This is a genomic window from Streptomyces sp. MUSC 14, assembly GCF_001866675.1.
GTDB lineage: Bacteria > Actinomycetota > Actinomycetes > Streptomycetales > Streptomycetaceae > Streptomyces.
The window spans coordinates 42,374-59,717 of the sequence record NZ_MLYN01000039.1; the positions used below are offsets into that span (position 1 = coordinate 42,374).

Consider the following 17,344-nt stretch of genomic DNA (forward strand, 5'->3'; position numbering starts at 1 on the left):
GCCTACGGGCGGTCGAGCCGGATACGCCGGCGCTCAGGCGGACACGCGGCGACTCGACCACCTGGGCTCAGGCCGCACTGCTGGCACGAGATGCCGGCCTGGGAACCTGACCACACCCCCGGCGACGCTGACGCGGTGACCTGCCCCACCTCTCGGGTTCCAGTCTCGTGGGGTGGCGCACCCGGCGTTCTCCGACGTGGTCGCCACGCTCCGCGGCATGGCGATCGCGGCCCGACCCGCACCATCCATCCATCGCCCTGACCTGGCGGTTCTGGATCGTGATGCAGTATCCGGAACCGCCTGGCCGGCTTCGGTCGGTCCGGGCGCCGCGGTGTCTTCCGGGGCGGGTGGCCGAGTTCCCCGCACAGGGTGCTTCCGGTCGTCAGGTGCTGCGGCGCGGTGCAGTGTGGATACATGGACCTCCGGCAGGGCGGGGTCGCCGGGCGGCGGCCATGGTGGTCGAGCCGCGCGCTGCTGGCGGTTCCGGTCACGATCATCGTGGTGATCACGACGATGGACCAACTCCTCCCGGAGGACATCCATCTGGGGCCGCTGCTGGTCATCGCCCCCGCGATCACCGCCTACTTCGCCGGCCCCTGGCTGACCGCGCTGGTCGGGCTGCTGACCGTGGCGGCGCAGGCGTACATCGGCTGGCACTTCGGCGTGCTGCTCTCCCGCAACGTGCTGGTGCAGATCCTCGCCCTGGCGGTGCTGACGGCCCTGATCGTGGTCTTCTGCGTGCTGCGTGAGCGGCACCGCCGCCAGCTGGCCCGGGTGCGTACGGTCGCCGAGGCCACGCAGCACGTGCTGCTGTGGCCGCTGCCCGACCTGCTCGGCTGTGTGCGGGTCGCCGTGCTGTACCTGGCGGCCGAGGACGAGGCCCAGATCGGCGGCGACCTGTACGCGGCCACCCCGGTCGACGGCGGTGTCCGGATCATGATCGGGGACGTGCGCGGCAAGGGCCTGCCGGCCATCGGCGAGGCCGCCCTGCTCATCGGGGCCTTCCGGGAAGCCGCCCACCAGCACGCCGGTCTGTCGGAGCTGGCCGCCGCGCTGGAACAGAGCGTGACCCGGAACCTGGCCCAGCTGGCGCCCGCCGGGGAGAGCGGGGAGCAGTTCGCCACCGCGCTGCTGCTGGAGGTTCCCGACGAGGACCGCATCACCCGGATCATCAGCTGCGGGCACCCGCCACCGCTGTTGCTCGGCCCGGACAGCGCGGTCACGGTTCCGCTGCACCCGGCGCCCCCGCTGGGGCTCGGCCGACTGGGGACGAGCACGTACACCGTCGACGTGTTCTCCTTCGAACCCGGTGACACGCTCCTGCTCTACACCGACGGCGTCATCGAGGCCCGGAACACCTCCGGCGTCTTCTATCCGCTCGCCGAGCGGGCCGCGTTGTGGGCCGGACAAAGCCCCGAGAAGCTGGTGCACTCGCTCCGGCAGGATCTGCTCGCGCATGTCGGCGGCCGCCTCGACGACGACGCGGCGGTCATCGCGCTGTGCCGTACGCCCGGCCCGCATCGCGGCCACCACCGGTAGGCCCCGGTCCGTTACCGGGCGGGCACGGATGGGGCACCGGTGGGGCAGGCCCGGGTACGGAGGCCTGCCCCACCCCCGTCTCACAGGCCGTCGTACGGTCCCTGCGGCTTGGTGCCGCGCCGGTCGTGCGCGGCGTGCCGGGGTCTGGTCACCTTGGACGAGACCTGGCCGACGATCTCCCAGAAACACACCAGTGCGGTGATCGGCGGAATTCCGAAGATGATCAGTGAAAGCAGTGAATGTGATGAATGACTGACGCACAGGGCGACAGCCATCGCGGAGGCGCCCAGCAGAACGCCCCAGGACCGCCGCGCACTCCGGTTCTGCACGGTGGCCCGCAGAATGGACAGGGCCGCCACGAGCCACGGTCCGTACACCGTCAGCGGCCACCAGCGGGCCAGGCGCATCGGCAATACGTCGGAAGCGGTGGCGCGGAGTTGTGCATAGGAATAAGAAAAAGACCAGCCCAACATGCACACCGCGCACACCGAGATGGTTGCGATCAGGATCGTGACGGGTGCGCCGCGCTGGCCGTCGCGCATCCAGCGGGATTCCGCGTGGACCCGCCGCCGGTTGCGCCGGTGACTTGAGCGTCCGGGCGGCGGGGCCTCGTCGGGGGCAGCCGTGGTGGCCGCTCCCGACAGCATCTGGGCCAGCTCCTCGACCGGATCCCACTGCATCTCGATCGTGCTGAACTCGGCGTCACAGAAGATGTCTTCATTGTGAATCCTGTCCATCAGATAAGTCCTACAGCCCCACCATCGCCCGCGAGTAATCACTTTCCAACTGGCTGATTCTTCTCAGAAAATCATCGAGAAGATCTGAACAACCGTCGATGAGCCCGTCGAGGAACCCGTCACCGTCGCTGGAGTCCAGCTGGAATGTGATGGTCCCGTGAAGGTTGCCGGCTGCATGCCTTTCGGTGCGTGTCACGACCGCCTAACGAGCCCCTCGTGAGGCGCGGGTGTCGGGCATTCGGGTATTTCTGTGACTCGAAAGTGTGCCCTGTGGGCCTAATGAAGCAATTGGCGAAAATGTGAGTGAGCAGGAAATTGCATTCCGTGAATATAGCCGGGATGCCCCACTCCTGGCCTAGTCCGTCACCTCTTCCGGTCCAGTCCGGGATGACGATCCGTTCGACGACGGCGGTCACCGGCCCGCCCCGTCCCGCCTCGGACAGGACGTCCGGCAGGGTGCGCTGTTCGACGATCAGCCGGTTCAGCGAGAGGTAGAGCAGTTTTACGGCCGTGGCGTCGCCGGGCAGGTCGGAGGACCCGTGCTATGCGCCACCGGCACCGAGCCCGGCGCGCACCCGCTCGGTGAACACCGCGCGTACGTCTCCCGGTCGCGCCGGCCGTGCGCCGCCGGTCGATCGTGGCCTCGCCGGACCGAAACCGCTCGTGGACGCGGCCGCCGGCCCGGGTGATCAGGCCGCCCCGGCCGCCGAAGGCTCGGGGACCGGGACCGGTATGCGTACCGAGCCCGGTCCGGGGTCGGGCGGGTGCATCCGCGCCCGACGTGACGCCACCGGGTTCCGCGTGCCGCACGCGGTTCCGCTGCCGGATGCCGGTCTGGCTGCCTTCGGGTGGGCCGGTCACGTGTGGTGGTGTGTGTGGCTGAGGTGTGGGTCGGGGTGTTGGGTCCCGGGCTCGGGTGCTGGGTGCCGGCCCGTGCGCCGCCTTCGCCGCGATGCGCGTCGGGTCGTACGCGGCCGTCGGCACTGCCGCCGCCGTGGCATCCCGGTGCTGCCGCCGGTACGGCCCCGGTGTCGTCGTCATCGTCCACCGTCACCTCCCGTCCGTCGCCTTCAGCGGCGCAGCGCTCGAACCGGGCTCCTCCGTCCGGGAGTTCGGGGATCCGCCCCTGCGAGCCGAGCCGAGCCGAGCCGAGCCGATCCGAGCCGATCCGAGCCGACCCGATCCGAGCCGGTCGCCGTGGCCGGAGGCCGGCTGCCTGCAGCGGGGGCGGCGGAGGCCTCGGCCGCGCCGCGTGGATCTGGGCGCGCCGGCCGGGGCCGAGTCGGCGCAGATCCGGTACGTGCGGCCAGGGGCGCCCGGTGAGCTGGGGTTCAGACGGTGGGGCCGGTGCCGGCCCCACCGTAGGCCCGCAGGAACGCCGCGACGCCGCCGCCGACGAGGCGGTCGGTCTCGGCAGGTGGCAGGGGCAGGACGCCGTAGTGGCTGAACTGGGCAATCGTGTGCGTCGTCAGGGCCATGAAGTGGGCGGCGGCCATGGCCGGGTCGCCGTGCAGGTCGAGCAGGCCGGCTCCGGCGAGGTGGCCCATCGCCTCGGCGACGGCCCGGCCGACCGGTGCCGGTCCCTCCTCGTGCCAGGCCGTCAGGACCTCCGGCGGTACGTGGTCGGCCTCGGCGTGGATGTGCCGGACGAGGGCGAAGTGGTCCGGGTGCTCGGTCATGAGGCCGACGAACGCGCGGGCCAGCGCGACCAGGTCGCGCTCCAGGTCCCCGGGATGCGGGGGCCTTGCCGGGTCCAGCACCTCGCGCAGCCGGGCCAGTTGGGCGTCGCGGACCTCGCCGGACGTCCAGGTCACCACGGTCTGGAACAGCTGTGCCTTGCCGCCGGGGAAGTGGTTGTAGAGCGTGCGCGTGGAGACGCCGGCCTCGGCGGCGAGCGCGTCGACCGAGGCGCGCGCATAGCCCTCGCGGCCGAAGACCGTGCAGGACGCGCTCGCGATGGCGATCTGCTTCTCCAGTTTGCGCGGGGAGACCTCGCGCTGTGCCCGTTCCAGCCTGGACTTGTTCGTTTCGCTCACGCCCGCCTCCTTCTGTGACCGCCACTCTAGCCGACCGAAAACGCTCGTTGTAATTGTTACAACGACCGTTGTACCTTGTGGGGACGGGAGGCCGCAACGGGCGGCCTACCGCCGGAAGATGGGGGACATCCGTGTCTGTGACCAGCAACGAAGCCGTATCCGCCGCCGATGGCGAGAGGCCGGCCGATGACGCACCGCTGCGCGTCGCGGTCGTCGTCGGCAGCGTCCGCGAGGGGCGGGCGGGCCGGGCCGTGGCGGACTGGTTCCTCGGCACCGCCGCCGGTGACCCCGGCCTCGACCTCGACGTCATCGACCTCGCCGAGGTGGACCTGCCGCTCGTGCTGCCCGGCTGGGGCGGCAGTCCGAACCCCGAGACCGCCGCCGTACTGGGCGACGTCTCGCCGCGGCTCGCCGCCGCCGACGCGTTCGTCGTCGTCACGCCCGAGTACAACCACAGCTTCCCGGCGTCCCTGAAGAACTTCGTCGACTGGCACTACGTCCAGTGGCAGGCCAAGCCGGTCGGCTTCGTGTCTTACGGCGGTCTCGGCGGCGGGCTGCGCGCGGTCGAGCAGCTCCGGCCGGTCTTCGCCGAACTGCACGCCGTGACCGTGCGCGACTCGGTCAGCCTGCACGGGCCCTGGTCCGGCCTCACCGAGGACGGCGTCCCGCGCGACGCCGATGTCTGCGCCGGCGCCGCCAAGGGCATGCTCGGCCAACTCACCTGGTGGGGACGGGCGTTGCGGGCCGCCCGCGCCGAGCGTCCCTACGCGGGCTGAGGGCGGGGACGACGATGAGCCGCAGCAGTACCCGCTCCGTCGCGCCACCGACGTACCGGCCGGCACCCGATCCGGCCACCGCCCTGCGCCGCACGCTCACCGTCACCGTCATCGGCTCGGTGATGTCCGTGCTCGACGTGACGATCGTGAACGTCGCGCTGCGCTCGCTCTCGGAGTCCTTCGACGCCCCGCTGGAGACCGTCCAGTGGACCGCCACCGCCTACACGCTCGCGCTCGCCGCCGTCGTCCCTGTCGCCGCCTGGGCGATGGCCCGGATCGGCGCCCGGCGGACGTACACGACGGCGCTCGTCCTGTTCACCCTCGGCTCCCTGCTCGCCGCCTGCGCCTGGGACGCGGGCAGCCTCATCGCCTTCCGCGCGGTGCAGGGGCTGGGCGGCGGCCTGCTCCAGCCGGTCGCGATGACGATGGTGCTGAGGGTCGCCGACCGGCGCCGGCTCGGCCGCGCGATGGCCGTCGGCGGGCTGCCCATCCTGGTCGGGCCGGTCGTCGGCCCGATGCTGGGCGGCTGGCTGGTCGACGCCGCGTCCTGGCACTGGATCTTCCTGGTGAACCTGCCCGTGGGCCTCGTCGCCCTGGCCCTCGCGCTGCGGCTGCTGCCGCGCGACGAACCGGACGCGGCGACGCGCGCCGCCGCCCGCCTGGACGTCCCCGGCCTGCTGATGCTCTCGCCGGGTCTCGCCCTGCTGCTCTACGGCCTGGCCCGGGGCGGCGAGCGCGGCGACTTCACCGCCACCGGCGCCCTGCTGCCCGCCCTCACGGGCGCCGCCCTGACGGCCGCCTTCGTCCGCCGGGCGCTGACGGTCAGCGAACCCCTCCTGGACCTACGGCTGTTGCGCGACCGCACCTTCGCCGCGGGCATCGCCACGCTCGCCCTGTTCACCTGCGGCTACTTCGGTTCGGCGCTGCTCGGCCCGCTGTACTGGCAGCAGGAGCGCGGCCTGAGCGCGACGGCGGCCGGGCTGCTGGGCGCTCCGACCGGGCTGGTCGTCGGCACGGCGATGCAGCTCGCGGCGCGGTGGGTCGACCGGGCCGCGCCGCGCCGGCTCGTGCCGGCCGGCATCGCGCTCGCCGCCCTCGGGATGGCGCTGCTGGCCTGGCAGACGGGCGTGCCGGGGGTCGCGACCTGGCGGTTCGTCGCCTCGGCCATGGTGACGGGCGCCGGTATCGGCATGGTGCTGATGCCGACGATGACGACCGCGAGCCGGGACCTGCCCGTGGACCGGATGCCCGCGGCGAGCACCGCGCTCAGCATCAACTCGCAGCTCGGGGCGTCGGTGGGCACGGCGGTGCTCTCGGTGGTCCTGGGCGCGGTGGGCCAGGATCCGGCGGGCTTCCGGATCACCTACGCGGTGGCGGCCGCTCTGCTGGCCCTCTCCGCTCTGCCGGCCCTGTGTCTCCCCGGCCGCCGCCGGCCATGAGGTCAGCCCGCGGTCCGCTCCGTCAGCCCCGACAGTTCCGTCCGGTCCGTCAGCTCGGCCAGCGGCAGCGTGTGCTGGGTCTGGAGCACCTTCGCGCGCAGGTAGCGGACGTTGTGGGCGGTGGTGAAGACGCCGGTCGGCACCCGGTCCCGGACGACGGCGCCCAGTGCCCTCAACTGCTCGGCCTTGTCGGGGTTGTTGGACAGCAGGTCCAGCTCGCCGATGCCGAGGGCGGCGAGCATCTGCGCGGCGGCGGTGTAGTCGCGGGCGTCCTCCGGCAGGCCGAGCGCGGCGTTCGCCTCGTACGTGTCGAGGCCCTGGTCCTGGAGGGCGTAGGCGTCGAGCTTGTTGTAGAGGCCGATGCCGCGGCCTTCCTGGCGCAGGTAGAGCAGTACTCCGCCCCGGTCGGCGATGCGCTCGACCGCCTCGCGCAGCTGGGGGCCGCAGTCGCAGCGGGCGGAGCCGAAGACGTCGCCGGTGAGGCACTCGGAGTGCAGCCGCACCAGCGGGACGGAGCCCGGGGCCGGGTCGCCGAGGACGACGGCGACGTGCTCCTGGCCGTCGGCCAGGCCGTGGAAGGTGACGAGTTCGGCGTCGACGCTGTAGCCGTCGTGGAAGCGCAGCGGTACCCGGACGCGGGCGCGCGGCGTGGCGGCGGGGGTGTCGGGCATGCGGGTCCCTCCGGAGGCTGCTGCTTCAGATTTGAAGCAGCTGTACGTCAGGGACCCTACCTCATGCTTAAAAGTTAAAGCAATTGAATCCGGGAGCGATTCACAGCGGTTCACAGCGCTTCCCGGCGCTTTTCGGCGCATCGCAGCGACTCACGAGGAGGCGGGCGGCGGCTGGGACGACGGACACGACGACCGGCGCCGCCAGGGCACATCCCCCGTGCCGGCCTCGGCGTCCTCGTCCTGCAGTCCCCGCGCGACGCTCGTGAAGATCTCCTCCAGCTGCCCCACCTGCGCGGGCGTCAGCCGGTCGAAGAGGGTGCCACGCACGGTCTCGACGTGCCCGGGCGCCGCACGCTCCAGCACGGCCATCCCCTCGTCCGTCAGTACGGCGATGCTGCTGCGCTTGTCCCAGCGGCAGTCCTCCCGGCGCACCAGCCCGTCCCGCTCCAGCCGGGTCACCGCGTACGTCAGCCTGCTGCGCGTGATCTTCACCGTCTCGGCGAGATCGGTCATGCGCAGCCGTCGCTCGGGCGCCTCGGACAGGTTGGCCAGCACCGAGTAGAAAAGGTGGGGCATGCCGGCGTCCTGCTGGAGCTGCCGGTCCATCGCGTCCTCCAGGAGGTGGGTCGCGGCCATGTACGCGCGCCAGGCGCGCTGCTCCTCGGGGCTGAGCCAGCGGGTCGTCATGCCGCCAGTGTAGGTTTGTTTCAAACTTGAACCAAGAGTCCCGCTCCGCAGACCTCGCAGACCCGCAGGGAGAGTGCGCCCGATGTCGTACCCGTATGTGCTGCTGTCCGCCGCCGTCTCTCTCGACGGCTACCTGGACGACACCGGCCCCGAGCGACTGCTGCTGTCCGGCCCGGCCGACTTCGACCGGGTCGACGAGGTGCGGGCCGCGTCCGACGCCATCCTCGTCGGCGCCGGCACGATCCGTGCGGACAACCCGCGGCTGCTGGTCAACTCGGCCGAGCGCCGCGCGGCCCGGATCGCGGCGGGCAGGCCCGCATACCCCCTCAAGGTGACTGTCACCGTCTCCGGCGACCTCGATCCGGCCGCGAGGTTCTGGCACACCGGCGGGGCGAAGGTCGTCTACACGACCGACGCCGGTGCCGAGCGCGCCGCACGCCTCCTCGGCGACGGTGCCGAGGTCGTCCCGCTCGGGCCCGACCTCGACTGGCGGGCGCTCCTGGAGCACCTGTACGTCGTGCACGGTGTGCGGCGCCTGATGGTCGAGGGCGGCGGCACGGTCCACACCCAGCTCCTGCGGCAGGGTCTCGCCGACGAACTCCAGCTGGTCCTCGCCCCGCTGCTCGTCGGCGACCCGGCCGCCCCGCGGCTGTTCGGCCCGGGGGCGTACCAGTCCGGCCGCCTCCGCCTCACCGAGACCCGCCGGATCGAGGACGTCGTCCTCATGCGCTACGAGCCCACCGCCCCCGGCACCGGAGCCGTCCCCGCCGCCGCCGACCGTCACTGGCTGCGCATCGCCTGCGAGCTCGCCGCGCTGTGCCCGCCCTCGAAGACGGCGTTCAGCGTCGGCGCGGTGGTCGTCGCGGCCGACGGCACGGAGCTGGCGCGCGGTCACTCGCGCGAGGGGGACGACCCGGTGGTCCACGCGGAGGAGGCGGCGCTGGCCAAGATCGACCCGGCCGACCCGCGGCTGGCCGCCGCCACGGTCTACAGCAGCCTGGAGCCGTGCGCCCGCCGCGCGTCCCGGCCCGCGCCGTGCGCCGAGCTGATCCTGCGGGCGGGAGTGCGCAGGGTGGTGACGGCATGGCGCGAGCCGGACACGTTCGTCGCGGCGGCCGACGGCAGCGGGATTCTGGCGCAGGCCGGGGCCGAGGTGGTCGTAATGCCGGAGTACGAGGCGCAGGCCAAGGCGCCGAACGGGCATCTGGTGCGGTGAGCCGCCGCGCCCCTTCGGGGGCGCACAACACTCAGGGCCCGGAATCCAGTGGATTCCGGGCCCTGAGTCTTCAGTAGCGGGGACAGGATTTGAACCTGCGACCTCTGGGTTATGAGCCCAGCGAGCTACCGAGCTGCTCCACCCCGCGTCGTTGTGTCTCAAGAGTACCCCATGCGAGGGGCAGCTCGCACACCGCTTGATCACGGAAGCCGGCAGCCCCGTGATTCCGGGCCCGTTTCCATGGATTCTTCACTGACGGTGACCGCGCGACCGCCGTCCGCATAACATCTGAGACACCATCAAAAACGCCGAGACTCCTGAGCGTCGGCCAACTCGACCGGTTTGCTGTGGTTCTGGCCGGTACGTCCGGCCGGAAAACGTTAACGATCAAGCCGAACGGCTTGGAAAGTGACTTGCAGGTCTATTAACGTTCGATAACGCAGCGCGGTCGTCCCAGCCGTCACAAGAGACGGCTCCGTGCGCACGCGCCGAATCCCGCAAGGGAACCGGGGAACCACCACCTTGGGGTGAATCACGCGGACACCGACGTGAACTCACTGAGTCACGCCCGGTATACGCGCGTAGGAGACCTTCCTGCTCCGAACCCGTCAGCTAACCCGGTAGGCGACGGAAGGAAAGGAGTACGCCCGCGTGGCGTCCAACCGGCTTGCCCCCGAAGCCCCGTTCATACCGGCGTCCGACGAGCCCGAGACCTTCGCCTACGGCTCCCACCCCGCCGAAGAGGGCACGTGGGAGGAGTGGAACCCCACCGAGGACTCCGTCGACCGGGTCCGTGGCCGGCACCGGGTCGCCAAGCAGCGCGGCGGCTTCGCCCGCAGCTCCACCGTCCTCGGCGTCGGTGTCATCGCGGCCGTCGGCGCGGGCGGCATGGCCAGCGCCCACACCGGCAAGCCGCCGGTCTCCATCTCCCTGCCGGACTCCGTGAGCCACCTCTTCGAGGGCGGCTCCACCGAGGCGCCGAAGTCCACCACCGCCACCGGGCTCTCCGACGTCGGCATGCACACCGAGAGCGGCAAGAGCGGCGACGCCGGCGAGGCCCTGCGCAACCGGATCATGGCCCAGGCCGAGCAGCAGCAGAGCAAGGCCGACAGCCGGGCCACCGCCGCCAGGCTCGCCGCCGCCGAGCGACAGACCGCCGGCGCGGCCGCCCAGGCCGAGCAGGACGCCGCCGCCAAGGCCACGGCCGCCAAGGCCACGGCGGAGGCCGACGCCGCGAAGGCCGCCGAGGCCAAGCGCCTGGCCGAGCTCGCCAAGCAGTACACGCTGCCCGTCGTGTCGTACACGATCACCGGCACCTTCGGTCAGCCCGGCGCGATGTGGTCCTCCGGCTACCACACCGGTCTCGACTTCGCCGCCCCCACCGGCACGCTCATCAAGGCCGTCCACGGCGGCACCATCACCCAGGCCGGCTGGGCCGGCGCCTACGGCTACCGCACCGTCCTGACCCTGGACGACGGCACCGAGCTGTGGTTCTGCCACCAGTCCTCGATCGGGGTCTCGGTCGGCCAGAAGGTCTCGACCGGCGACGTCATCGGCCGCGTCGGCGCCACCGGCAACGTCACCGGCCCGCACCTGCACCTGGAGGTGCACCCGAACGGCCAGGCCACCGCCGTCGACCCGGCGCCGTGGCTGCGGGACAAGGGCCTCAACCCCTGACCGTCCCGCCTTCCGAGTGATCGTGGCGCCGGTGGCGGAATGAGATCATCCGCCACCGGCGTTGACGTGAAGCATGACTTCCTTGCGCACACTCGGCAGTTCGGATCTCCGGGTCTTCCCCCTCTCCCTCGGCGGCAACGTCTTCGGCTGGACCGCCGACGAGGCGACCTCCTTCGCCGTCCTCGACGCCTACACGGCGGCCGGCGGCAACTTCATCGACACCGCCGACGCCTACTCCGCCTGGATCCCGGGCAACCAGGGCGGTGAGTCCGAGACGATCATCGGCAAGTGGGCCAGGGCCCGCGGCAACCGCTCCGACGTCGTCATCGCCACCAAGGTCAGCCAGCACCCTCAGTACCAGGGCCTGTCCGCCGCCAACATCAAGGCCGCCGCCGACGCCTCCCTGCGCCGCCTGGACACCGACTACATCGACCTCTACTACACCCACTTTGACAAGCCCGAGGTCCCGGTCGAGGAGATCATCGGGGCCCTCGACGAGCTGGTGAAGGCGGGCAAGGTCCGGCACATCGCCGCCTCCAACATCAGCGCCGCACGCCTGCAGGAGTCCCTCGACTTCTCCGCGCGCGAGGGCCTGGCCCGCTACGTCGCCCTCCAGCCGCACTACAACCTCGTCTCCCGCGACACCTACGAGGGCGAGCTGCAGGAGGTGGCCGCCGAGGAGAACCTCTCCGCGGTGCCGTACTACGCCCTCGCCTCGGGCTTCCTGACCGGCAAGTACCGCCCCGGCACCACGGTCGACAGCGCCCGTGCCGGCCGGGCCCAGGAGTACGCGGACTCCGCGCGCGGCCAGAAGATCCTCGCCGCGCTGGACGAGGTCGCCGCCGCCCACGAGGCCCCGCTCGCCACGGTCGCCCTGGCCTGGCTCGCGGCCCAGCCGACGGTCACGGCCCCGATCGCCTCGGCCCGCACGGTCGACCAGCTTCCCGCACTGCTGGGAGTGGCGGACCTGAAGCTGACGGACGAGGACCTGACGAAGCTGACGGCGGCGTCGGCCTGATCCCCTCCCGGCGGCGCCGAGCCCCGCGCGAGCCCGCGGGCCTACGACTGGTACGGGTTGTGGGCGGGGTACGCGGGGTACGCGGGGTACGCCGCCGGGTATCCGTATCCGTATCCGTACTGCGGATGCGGAGGAGCCCAGCGCACCGGAGCCGGAGCGGTGGCCCGGGCGGCGTACTCCAGGGCCGGCCGTGCGGCGTCCCTGCGCCGCCAGAGCGCGTCCAGCAGCTCCCGTTCCCGTACGACGAAGTCGGCCCCGGCCCGCCCGCTGCGCCCGCGGCGGCGCAGCAGCGCGAGCGTCGTGGCGTACGCCTCGTACTGCGCCACCTCCCGTGCCGCCGGCTTCCCGCCGTGGTGCCGGGCGTAGTCGCGCGCCGCGCGCCGCGCCCGCATCGACCCCAGCGCGTCCGGCTCGGCCGGCCCCAGCCACCCGGCCAGCACATACGCGGGCAGCTCCGTGCGCACGGTCCGCAGCTCCCGCTGCCGTGTCCAGATCGCCAGCCAGGTCAGCAGCCCGAACACGGGCACCATGAAGCAGCCGTAGACGGCGAAGAACCCGAACTCGCCGAAGGTCGAGGAGCCGTTCCAGCAGGCGTGCATGCTCATTGCGAGCAGCAGCCCGCAGACCGGCAGCAGCACCCGCCGCGCGCGCTGCCGTGGCGCGGAGAACGCGGAGAGGCCGAAGCCGAGGCCGGTCATGGTGGTGAACAGGGGGTGCGCGAACGGCGACATCACGATGCGCACGAAGAAGGTGGCGGCGGTGACGGAGGCGATGCCGCTGTCGCCGGAGAGCTGGTCGGCCCCGAAGGCCGTGCCGAGGTAGAGGATGTTCTCGGTGAACGCGAAGCCGGTGGCGGTGATCCCGGCTATCACCATCCCGTCCACGATCCCGGTGAAGTCGCGCCGGCGGAAGAGGAAGACCAGCAGCACGGCCGCGGCCTTGGCGGACTCCTCGACGATCGGCGCTATCACCGTGGCGCCGAGGGTGTTGGCGCCGGCCGGATCGGCGGTGGCGGTCGCTATCCACCTGGTCGCGAAGCTGTTGGCGACGATGGCTATGAGCGCCGCCGCGCAGGCGCCCCAGGCGAACGCGAAGACGAGGTTCCGCCGGGGGCCGGGCGCCACCCGGTCCAGCCAGCGGAAGGCGGCGGTCAGCCACGGCACGGGCAGCATCGCCAGCCCGAGCCCGACGAGGAACCCCTCGGTACCGGTCTGCCGGCGCACGAGCGCGAGGATCACCAGCCCGGACAGCGCCAGCAGCGTGATCAGGGCCCCGTACCGCACCGAAGCGCGCTGCCACCAGTGCGGATGGCGGAGCACGGGACCGCCGGGGGCGGGCGGGTACGCGGGATACGGAGGACTGGTCGGACTGATGGCCACGGCATCGACCCTAACGGTGACGGGACGAGGGGCTGGAGCGGATTACCGGACCGGGAAGGTCCGGCCCGGTCACGCGCTCCTGTGCGGTACGCGCCGGAACAACAGGTCGTTCACCACATGACCCTTGTCCAGTCCCTGCCCCTCGAAACGGGTCAGCGGCCGGAACGCGGGACGCGGTGCGAAGCCGCCGTCCGCCTGCGTGTTCTCGAAGTCGGGGTGTGCGGTGAGCACGTCGAGCATCTGCTCGGCGTACGGCTCCCAGTCGGTCGCGCAGTGCACGAGCGCGCCGGGGCGCAGCCTCGTCGCGGCCAGGGTGAGGAACTCGGGCTGGACGAGCCGCCGTTTGTGGTGCCGCTTCTTCGGCCAGGGGTCCGGGAAGTAGACGCGCAGCCCGTCGAGCGCGTCGGGCGTGAGCATCTCGCGGAGCAGGATGATCGCGTCGCCGTTGGCCACCCGGACGTTGGTCATGCCGCCCTGGTCGGCGAGGTTCAGCAGATTGCCCTGGCCCGGCGTGTGCACGTCGACGGCGAGGATGTTGGTGTCCGGGTCGCCGGCGGCCATCTGTGCGGTGGCTTCGCCCATGCCGAACCCGATCTCCAGCACGACGGGCCGGTCGTTCCCGAACAGCTCGCCGAGGTCGATGACCTGCTGTCCGTCGATGTCGAGCCCCCACACGGGCCACAGCCGCTGGAGCGCGTCGGCCTGCCCGGCCGTCACCCGGCTGCGCCGCGGCTGAAAGCTCCGGATCCGCCGCTCGAAGTGCGACCCGGCGGGATCGGCCTTGGGCCCGTCCGGAAACCGCGGCTCGCCCTTGGCCCGGGTGTGCCGGACGGACGCACCGGGTGCGTGCGGGTCGGCCGGGGCGGGGACGTCGGGAGTGTTCAGCGAGTCAGACACAGTAAGACCGATTTTACGGCGCCCCACAGACACCCTCGGCTCCCGCCGGGTTTCCTCAGGTGGTTGAGGCGAGCATGTCCAGCACGCGACGTCCCACTTCCCGGCCGATGGGCAGGGAGGCGGTGGCTGCGGGGGAGGGGGCGTTCAGTACGTGGACGGCTCTCGCGCTCTCGCGGATGAGGAAGTCGTCGACCAGCGTCCCGTCCCGCAGCACCGCCTGTGCCCGCACCCCGGCCGGGGCGCGCACCAGGTCCGCGGGCTCCGCGCCGGGCAGCAGCCTGCGCACGGCCTCCAGGAACGCCCCCTTGGACACCGATCGCCGCAGCTCCCCGGCGCCGTATCTCCAGTGCTGCCGGGCGATCGCCCACGAGCCCGGCCAGGCCATGGTGCCGGCCAGCTCCCGGGGCCGTACGACCCCCCAGCCGTATCCCTCCCGGGCCAGCGCCGGCACCGCGTTGGGCCCGATGTGCACGCCGCCGTCGATGCCCCGGGTCAGATGCACGCCGAGGAACGGGAACGCCGGGTCCGGCACCGGATACACGAGACCGCGCACCAGCTCGGGGCGCGCCAGCTCGTAGTACTCCCCGCGGAACGGCACGATCCGCACCTCGGGCTCGTCCCCGGTCAGCCGGGCCAGCTCGTCGCAGTGCAGGCCGGCGCAGTTCACCAGCACACGCGCCCGTACGACATCACCGGCCGCGGTGAGCACGGCCACGCCCCGCTCCGGGCGCCGGTCCACCCGGACGACCCGCGCGCCGTACCGGATCTCGGCCCCCGAGGCCCGGGCCAGCTGCCGGGCGACGCCGACGTAGTCGCAGACGCCCGTCGTGCCGACGTGTATGGCGGCGAGCCCGCGCACCTCCGGCTCGTACTCGGTGATCTGTGCGGGGCCCAGTTCGCGGACCGGGATGCCGTTCTCCCGGCCGCGCTGGACGAGTGCGTGCAGCCGCGGCAGCTCCTCGCGCTCGGTGGCGACGATCAGCTTGCCGGTGACGGCGTGCGCGATGCCGTACTCGGCGCAGAACTTCACCATCTCGGCGGCGCCCCGTACCGCGTACCGCGCCTTGAGGGAGCCCGGGCGGTAGTAGATCCCGCTGTGGATCACTCCGCTGTTGCGGCCCGTCTGGTGCCGGGCCGGACCCGGCTCCTTCTCCAGCACGGTGACCCGCGTCCCCGGCGCCGCACGCGTGATCGCATACGCCGTCGACAGCCCGACGATCCCCCCGCCGACCACGAGCACATCACAGTCGTACGCACCGACCGGCACCTGCACCACCTCCCACCTCGATAGTGCACTGCGCCACTGACAATGCCTTCAAACGCGGCAGGTGTCCGATGTCACTGCTCAGGCGGGGGTCATCAGCAGGGGCCGGGCCCTCTCCCGCAGCTCCATCACCCGCGGCTCGTCCCCGTAGGGCTCCAGCCGGTGCAGCAGATCCTTCACGTACTCGGTCGTCCGGGCCGAGGAGATCCGCCCGGCCACCTCCACGGCCCGTACTCCCTGCTCGCACGCCGCGTCGAGGTTCCCGGACTCCAGCTCGGCGACGGCCGACACCACCAGCCGCAGCCCGTGCGAGCGCACGAACTCCTCCGTCGGCTTCGACAGGGCCTGTTCCGTGAACCGCCGCACCTGCCGCGGCGCCTTCAGGTCGCGGTAGCACTCGGCGGCGTCGGCGGCAAAGCGGTCGTAGCCGTAGAAACCGAGCCAGGACGGGTCGTTGTCGCCCTCGCGGGACCGCTCCAGCCACCCCTCCGCCGCCTTCAGCGCCGCCCCCGCGGCCTGTGCGTCGCCCGCGCGCGCGTGGGCCCGCGCCTCGACCAGCCGGAAGAAGCTCATCGTCCGCGCGGTGGCCAGTCCCCGGTTGCGCTCCAGGGCGGCCTGCGCCAGGTCGACGCCCTCGTCGCCGAAGCCCCGGTACGTCGCCTGCAGCGACATGGAGGCGAGCACGTAGCCCCCGAGGGGGACGTCCGCCGCCGCGCGCGCGAGGCGCAGTGCCTGGATGTAGTAGCGCTGCGCCGCCTCCTGCTGGCCGGTGTCGAAGGCCATCCACCCGGCGAGGCGGGTCAGTTCGGCGGAGGCGCCGAACAGGGCGCGCCCCACTTCGTCGGAGTAGGCGCCGAGCAGCAGCGGTGCCGCCTCCACCCGCAGGCACTCCGGCACCATCGACGAACGCCAGTCACCGCCCCCGTACTTGGAGTCCCAGCGCCGCGCGTCCTCGGCGGCCTCCCGTAGTTTGCGCACATCGCTGTGGCCGACTTTGATCGGTGCGCCGGAGCCCTCGGCGGAGCTCGCCTCGCGTGCGACCGAGCTGTCGGCGGGGGTTATCAGCCATCGTGAGGCGGGCGTTGCGTATGCGCTCACTGCGAACGATCCGGCGAGCGACTGCCAGATGCCGCCGGTGCCGGCCCGGCGCCCGGCGAGGTCGAGACGGTACAGCTCCGTCGCCGACTTCACCGCCTGTGCCACGTCCCGGGGGAAGGCGAGGCCGACTTCGGGGGCGGGATCCGCGTCCGCCAGGCCGATCTCGTGGAGCGGCACCGGACGGCCGAGCTTCTGTCCGATGGCGGCCGCGATGAGGTGCGGCGCGGCGCCCTGCGGCACCATGCCCTTCGACACCCAGCGCGCCACCGAGGTCTTGTCGTAGCGAAGAGTCAACCCGCGTTGGGCGCCAAGGTCGTTGACGCGACGCGCGAGTCCTGCGTTGCTGATTCCCGCGAGGGCGAGAACGGCGCCGAGCTTTTCGTTCGGCCCGCGTTGCTCCCTGGACATGCGCCACCCCTCGACACAGACGGCTGCCGCACTGGCATAACCACGCGGCATTCGTAAACCCAGCGTAGTTCGCCGCATCCCAAGCGTTAAGGGGCATTGTTCCGGATGGCGGGATTGTGGTCCGTACCGAAGCGCCGCCCTGTACGCACTGTGCACGGTCTGTCGCCGCGTGCCCCCGTGCGTGTGGCCGTGCGCCCGTCCGTGCGCTCTTCTCCGGCCACCGGGGGAGCGGTTCCATGGCTCTTGCGTGGGTCGGCCCGCTGTACTGGATCCAGTGGGCTGGGGGACACCGCCACCTTCATCCCCGCGGGTGGCGGACCGGTCCGGGAGGCGATGCCCGCCTCCCGGACTGTGCGCGTGTCCGCACCGTGGCGTGCTCCGAAGGCCTGTACGGAGCGTGCTCAACTCGGGCTTCGCTCTCCGTATTTGGCTGAAAATCGACCCAGCCCGTCGTGGTGGATTTCTGCTTCGACCACGCAACTTGAGGGCGCGAAGGGCGTCT

15 protein-coding genes, 1 tRNA gene and 1 riboswitch are annotated in these 17,344 nt (G+C 72.1%); of the genes, 6 read left to right on the plus strand and 10 right to left on the minus strand.

Annotation, left to right across the window (positions count from 1 at the left end):
- The first annotated feature begins 414 nt into the window (after positions 1-414).
- Positions 415-1,539, plus strand: coding sequence for a PP2C family protein-serine/threonine phosphatase (locus tag BIV25_RS25750; RefSeq protein WP_071374795.1), 1,125 nt, complete (start codon positions 415-417; stop codon positions 1,537-1,539).
- 80 nt (positions 1,540-1,619) lie between these two features.
- Here the strand turns inward: BIV25_RS25750 and BIV25_RS25755 are convergent, their stop codons facing one another.
- The 3 genes from BIV25_RS25755 to BIV25_RS25765 all read right to left on the minus strand — a co-directional run bounded on the left by BIV25_RS25755 (position 1,620) and on the right by BIV25_RS25765 (position 4,312).
- On the minus strand, positions 1,620-2,276 hold the full coding sequence (locus BIV25_RS25755; protein ID WP_071374796.1) for a DUF2637 domain-containing protein: 657 nt from the start codon (positions 2,274-2,276) through the stop codon (positions 1,620-1,622).
- A gap of 10 nt (positions 2,277-2,286) precedes the next feature.
- On the minus strand, positions 2,287-2,472 hold the full coding sequence (locus BIV25_RS25760) for a hypothetical protein (protein WP_071374797.1): 186 nt from the start codon (positions 2,470-2,472) through the stop codon (positions 2,287-2,289).
- A gap of 1,135 nt (positions 2,473-3,607) precedes the next feature.
- Positions 3,608-4,312: a TetR/AcrR family transcriptional regulator gene (locus tag BIV25_RS25765; protein WP_071374798.1), complete on the minus strand. Its 705-nt coding sequence runs from the start codon at positions 4,310-4,312 to the stop codon at positions 3,608-3,610.
- Between the two features lie 137 nt (positions 4,313-4,449).
- On the opposite strand from BIV25_RS25765, the gene BIV25_RS25770 reads away from it, so the two are divergent.
- Together BIV25_RS25770 and BIV25_RS25775 are read left to right on the plus strand one after the other, a co-directional pair.
- Positions 4,450-5,088 carry an NADPH-dependent FMN reductase gene (locus BIV25_RS25770; protein ID WP_071374799.1) on the plus strand — a complete coding sequence of 213 codons (639 nt, stop codon included), beginning with the start codon at positions 4,450-4,452 and terminating at the stop codon, positions 5,086-5,088.
- A gap of 14 nt (positions 5,089-5,102) precedes the next feature.
- A complete protein-coding gene (locus BIV25_RS25775) occupies positions 5,103-6,527 on the plus strand; it encodes a DHA2 family efflux MFS transporter permease subunit (protein WP_071374800.1) in 1,425 nt (474 codons plus the stop codon).
- 2 nt (positions 6,528-6,529) lie between these two features.
- On the opposite strand, the gene ribA is transcribed toward BIV25_RS25775, so the two are convergent.
- On the minus strand, positions 6,530-7,198 hold the full coding sequence (gene ribA / locus BIV25_RS25780; RefSeq protein WP_071374801.1) for a GTP cyclohydrolase II: 669 nt from the start codon (positions 7,196-7,198) through the stop codon (positions 6,530-6,532).
- A 150-nt stretch (positions 7,199-7,348) separates the two neighbouring features.
- Complete coding sequence (locus BIV25_RS25785) at positions 7,349-7,885, minus strand: MarR family winged helix-turn-helix transcriptional regulator (protein WP_071374802.1); 537 nt, start codon at positions 7,883-7,885, stop codon at positions 7,349-7,351.
- Positions 7,886-7,967: 82 nt separating this feature from the next.
- Between BIV25_RS25785 and BIV25_RS25790 the strand changes: the two genes are divergently transcribed.
- The gene (locus BIV25_RS25790; RefSeq protein WP_071374803.1) at positions 7,968-9,101 is read left to right on the plus strand and encodes a dihydrofolate reductase family protein; all 1,134 of its coding nucleotides are present in this window, start codon (positions 7,968-7,970) and stop codon (positions 9,099-9,101) included.
- A 74-nt stretch (positions 9,102-9,175) separates the two neighbouring features.
- On the opposite strand, the gene BIV25_RS25795 is transcribed toward BIV25_RS25790, so the two are convergent.
- A tRNA-Met gene (locus tag BIV25_RS25795) sits at positions 9,176-9,249 on the minus strand.
- Between the two features lie 328 nt (positions 9,250-9,577).
- Positions 9,578-9,745: riboswitch (cyclic di-AMP (ydaO/yuaA leader) on the plus strand.
- A gap of 7 nt (positions 9,746-9,752) precedes the next feature.
- On the opposite strand from BIV25_RS25795, the gene BIV25_RS25800 reads away from it, so the two are divergent.
- Together BIV25_RS25800 and BIV25_RS25805 are read left to right on the plus strand one after the other, a co-directional pair.
- Positions 9,753-10,778, plus strand: coding sequence for a M23 family metallopeptidase (locus BIV25_RS25800; protein WP_071374804.1), 1,026 nt, complete (start codon positions 9,753-9,755; stop codon positions 10,776-10,778).
- Between the two features lie 73 nt (positions 10,779-10,851).
- Positions 10,852-11,796: an aldo/keto reductase gene (locus BIV25_RS25805; RefSeq protein ID WP_071374805.1), complete on the plus strand. Its 945-nt coding sequence runs from the start codon at positions 10,852-10,854 to the stop codon at positions 11,794-11,796.
- A 41-nt stretch (positions 11,797-11,837) separates the two neighbouring features.
- Here BIV25_RS25805 and BIV25_RS25810 read toward each other — a convergent pair whose 3' ends face one another.
- The 4 genes from BIV25_RS25810 to BIV25_RS25825 form a co-directional block, all read right to left on the minus strand.
- Positions 11,838-13,175 (minus strand): PrsW family intramembrane metalloprotease, encoded by a 1,338-nt coding sequence (locus BIV25_RS25810; protein ID WP_371273066.1) that lies wholly within the window; start codon positions 13,173-13,175, stop codon positions 11,838-11,840.
- A 69-nt stretch (positions 13,176-13,244) separates the two neighbouring features.
- Positions 13,245-14,072: a tRNA (guanosine(46)-N7)-methyltransferase TrmB gene (gene trmB / locus BIV25_RS25815; protein ID WP_177235413.1), complete on the minus strand. Its 828-nt coding sequence runs from the start codon at positions 14,070-14,072 to the stop codon at positions 13,245-13,247.
- 55 nt (positions 14,073-14,127) lie between these two features.
- Positions 14,128-15,348 (minus strand): L-2-hydroxyglutarate oxidase, encoded by a 1,221-nt coding sequence (lhgO, locus tag BIV25_RS25820; RefSeq protein ID WP_071374806.1) that lies wholly within the window; start codon positions 15,346-15,348, stop codon positions 14,128-14,130.
- A 69-nt stretch (positions 15,349-15,417) separates the two neighbouring features.
- On the minus strand, positions 15,418-16,842 hold the full coding sequence (locus tag BIV25_RS25825) for an MFS transporter (protein WP_071374807.1): 1,425 nt from the start codon (positions 16,840-16,842) through the stop codon (positions 15,418-15,420).
- Positions 16,843-17,344 lie beyond the last annotated feature (502 nt).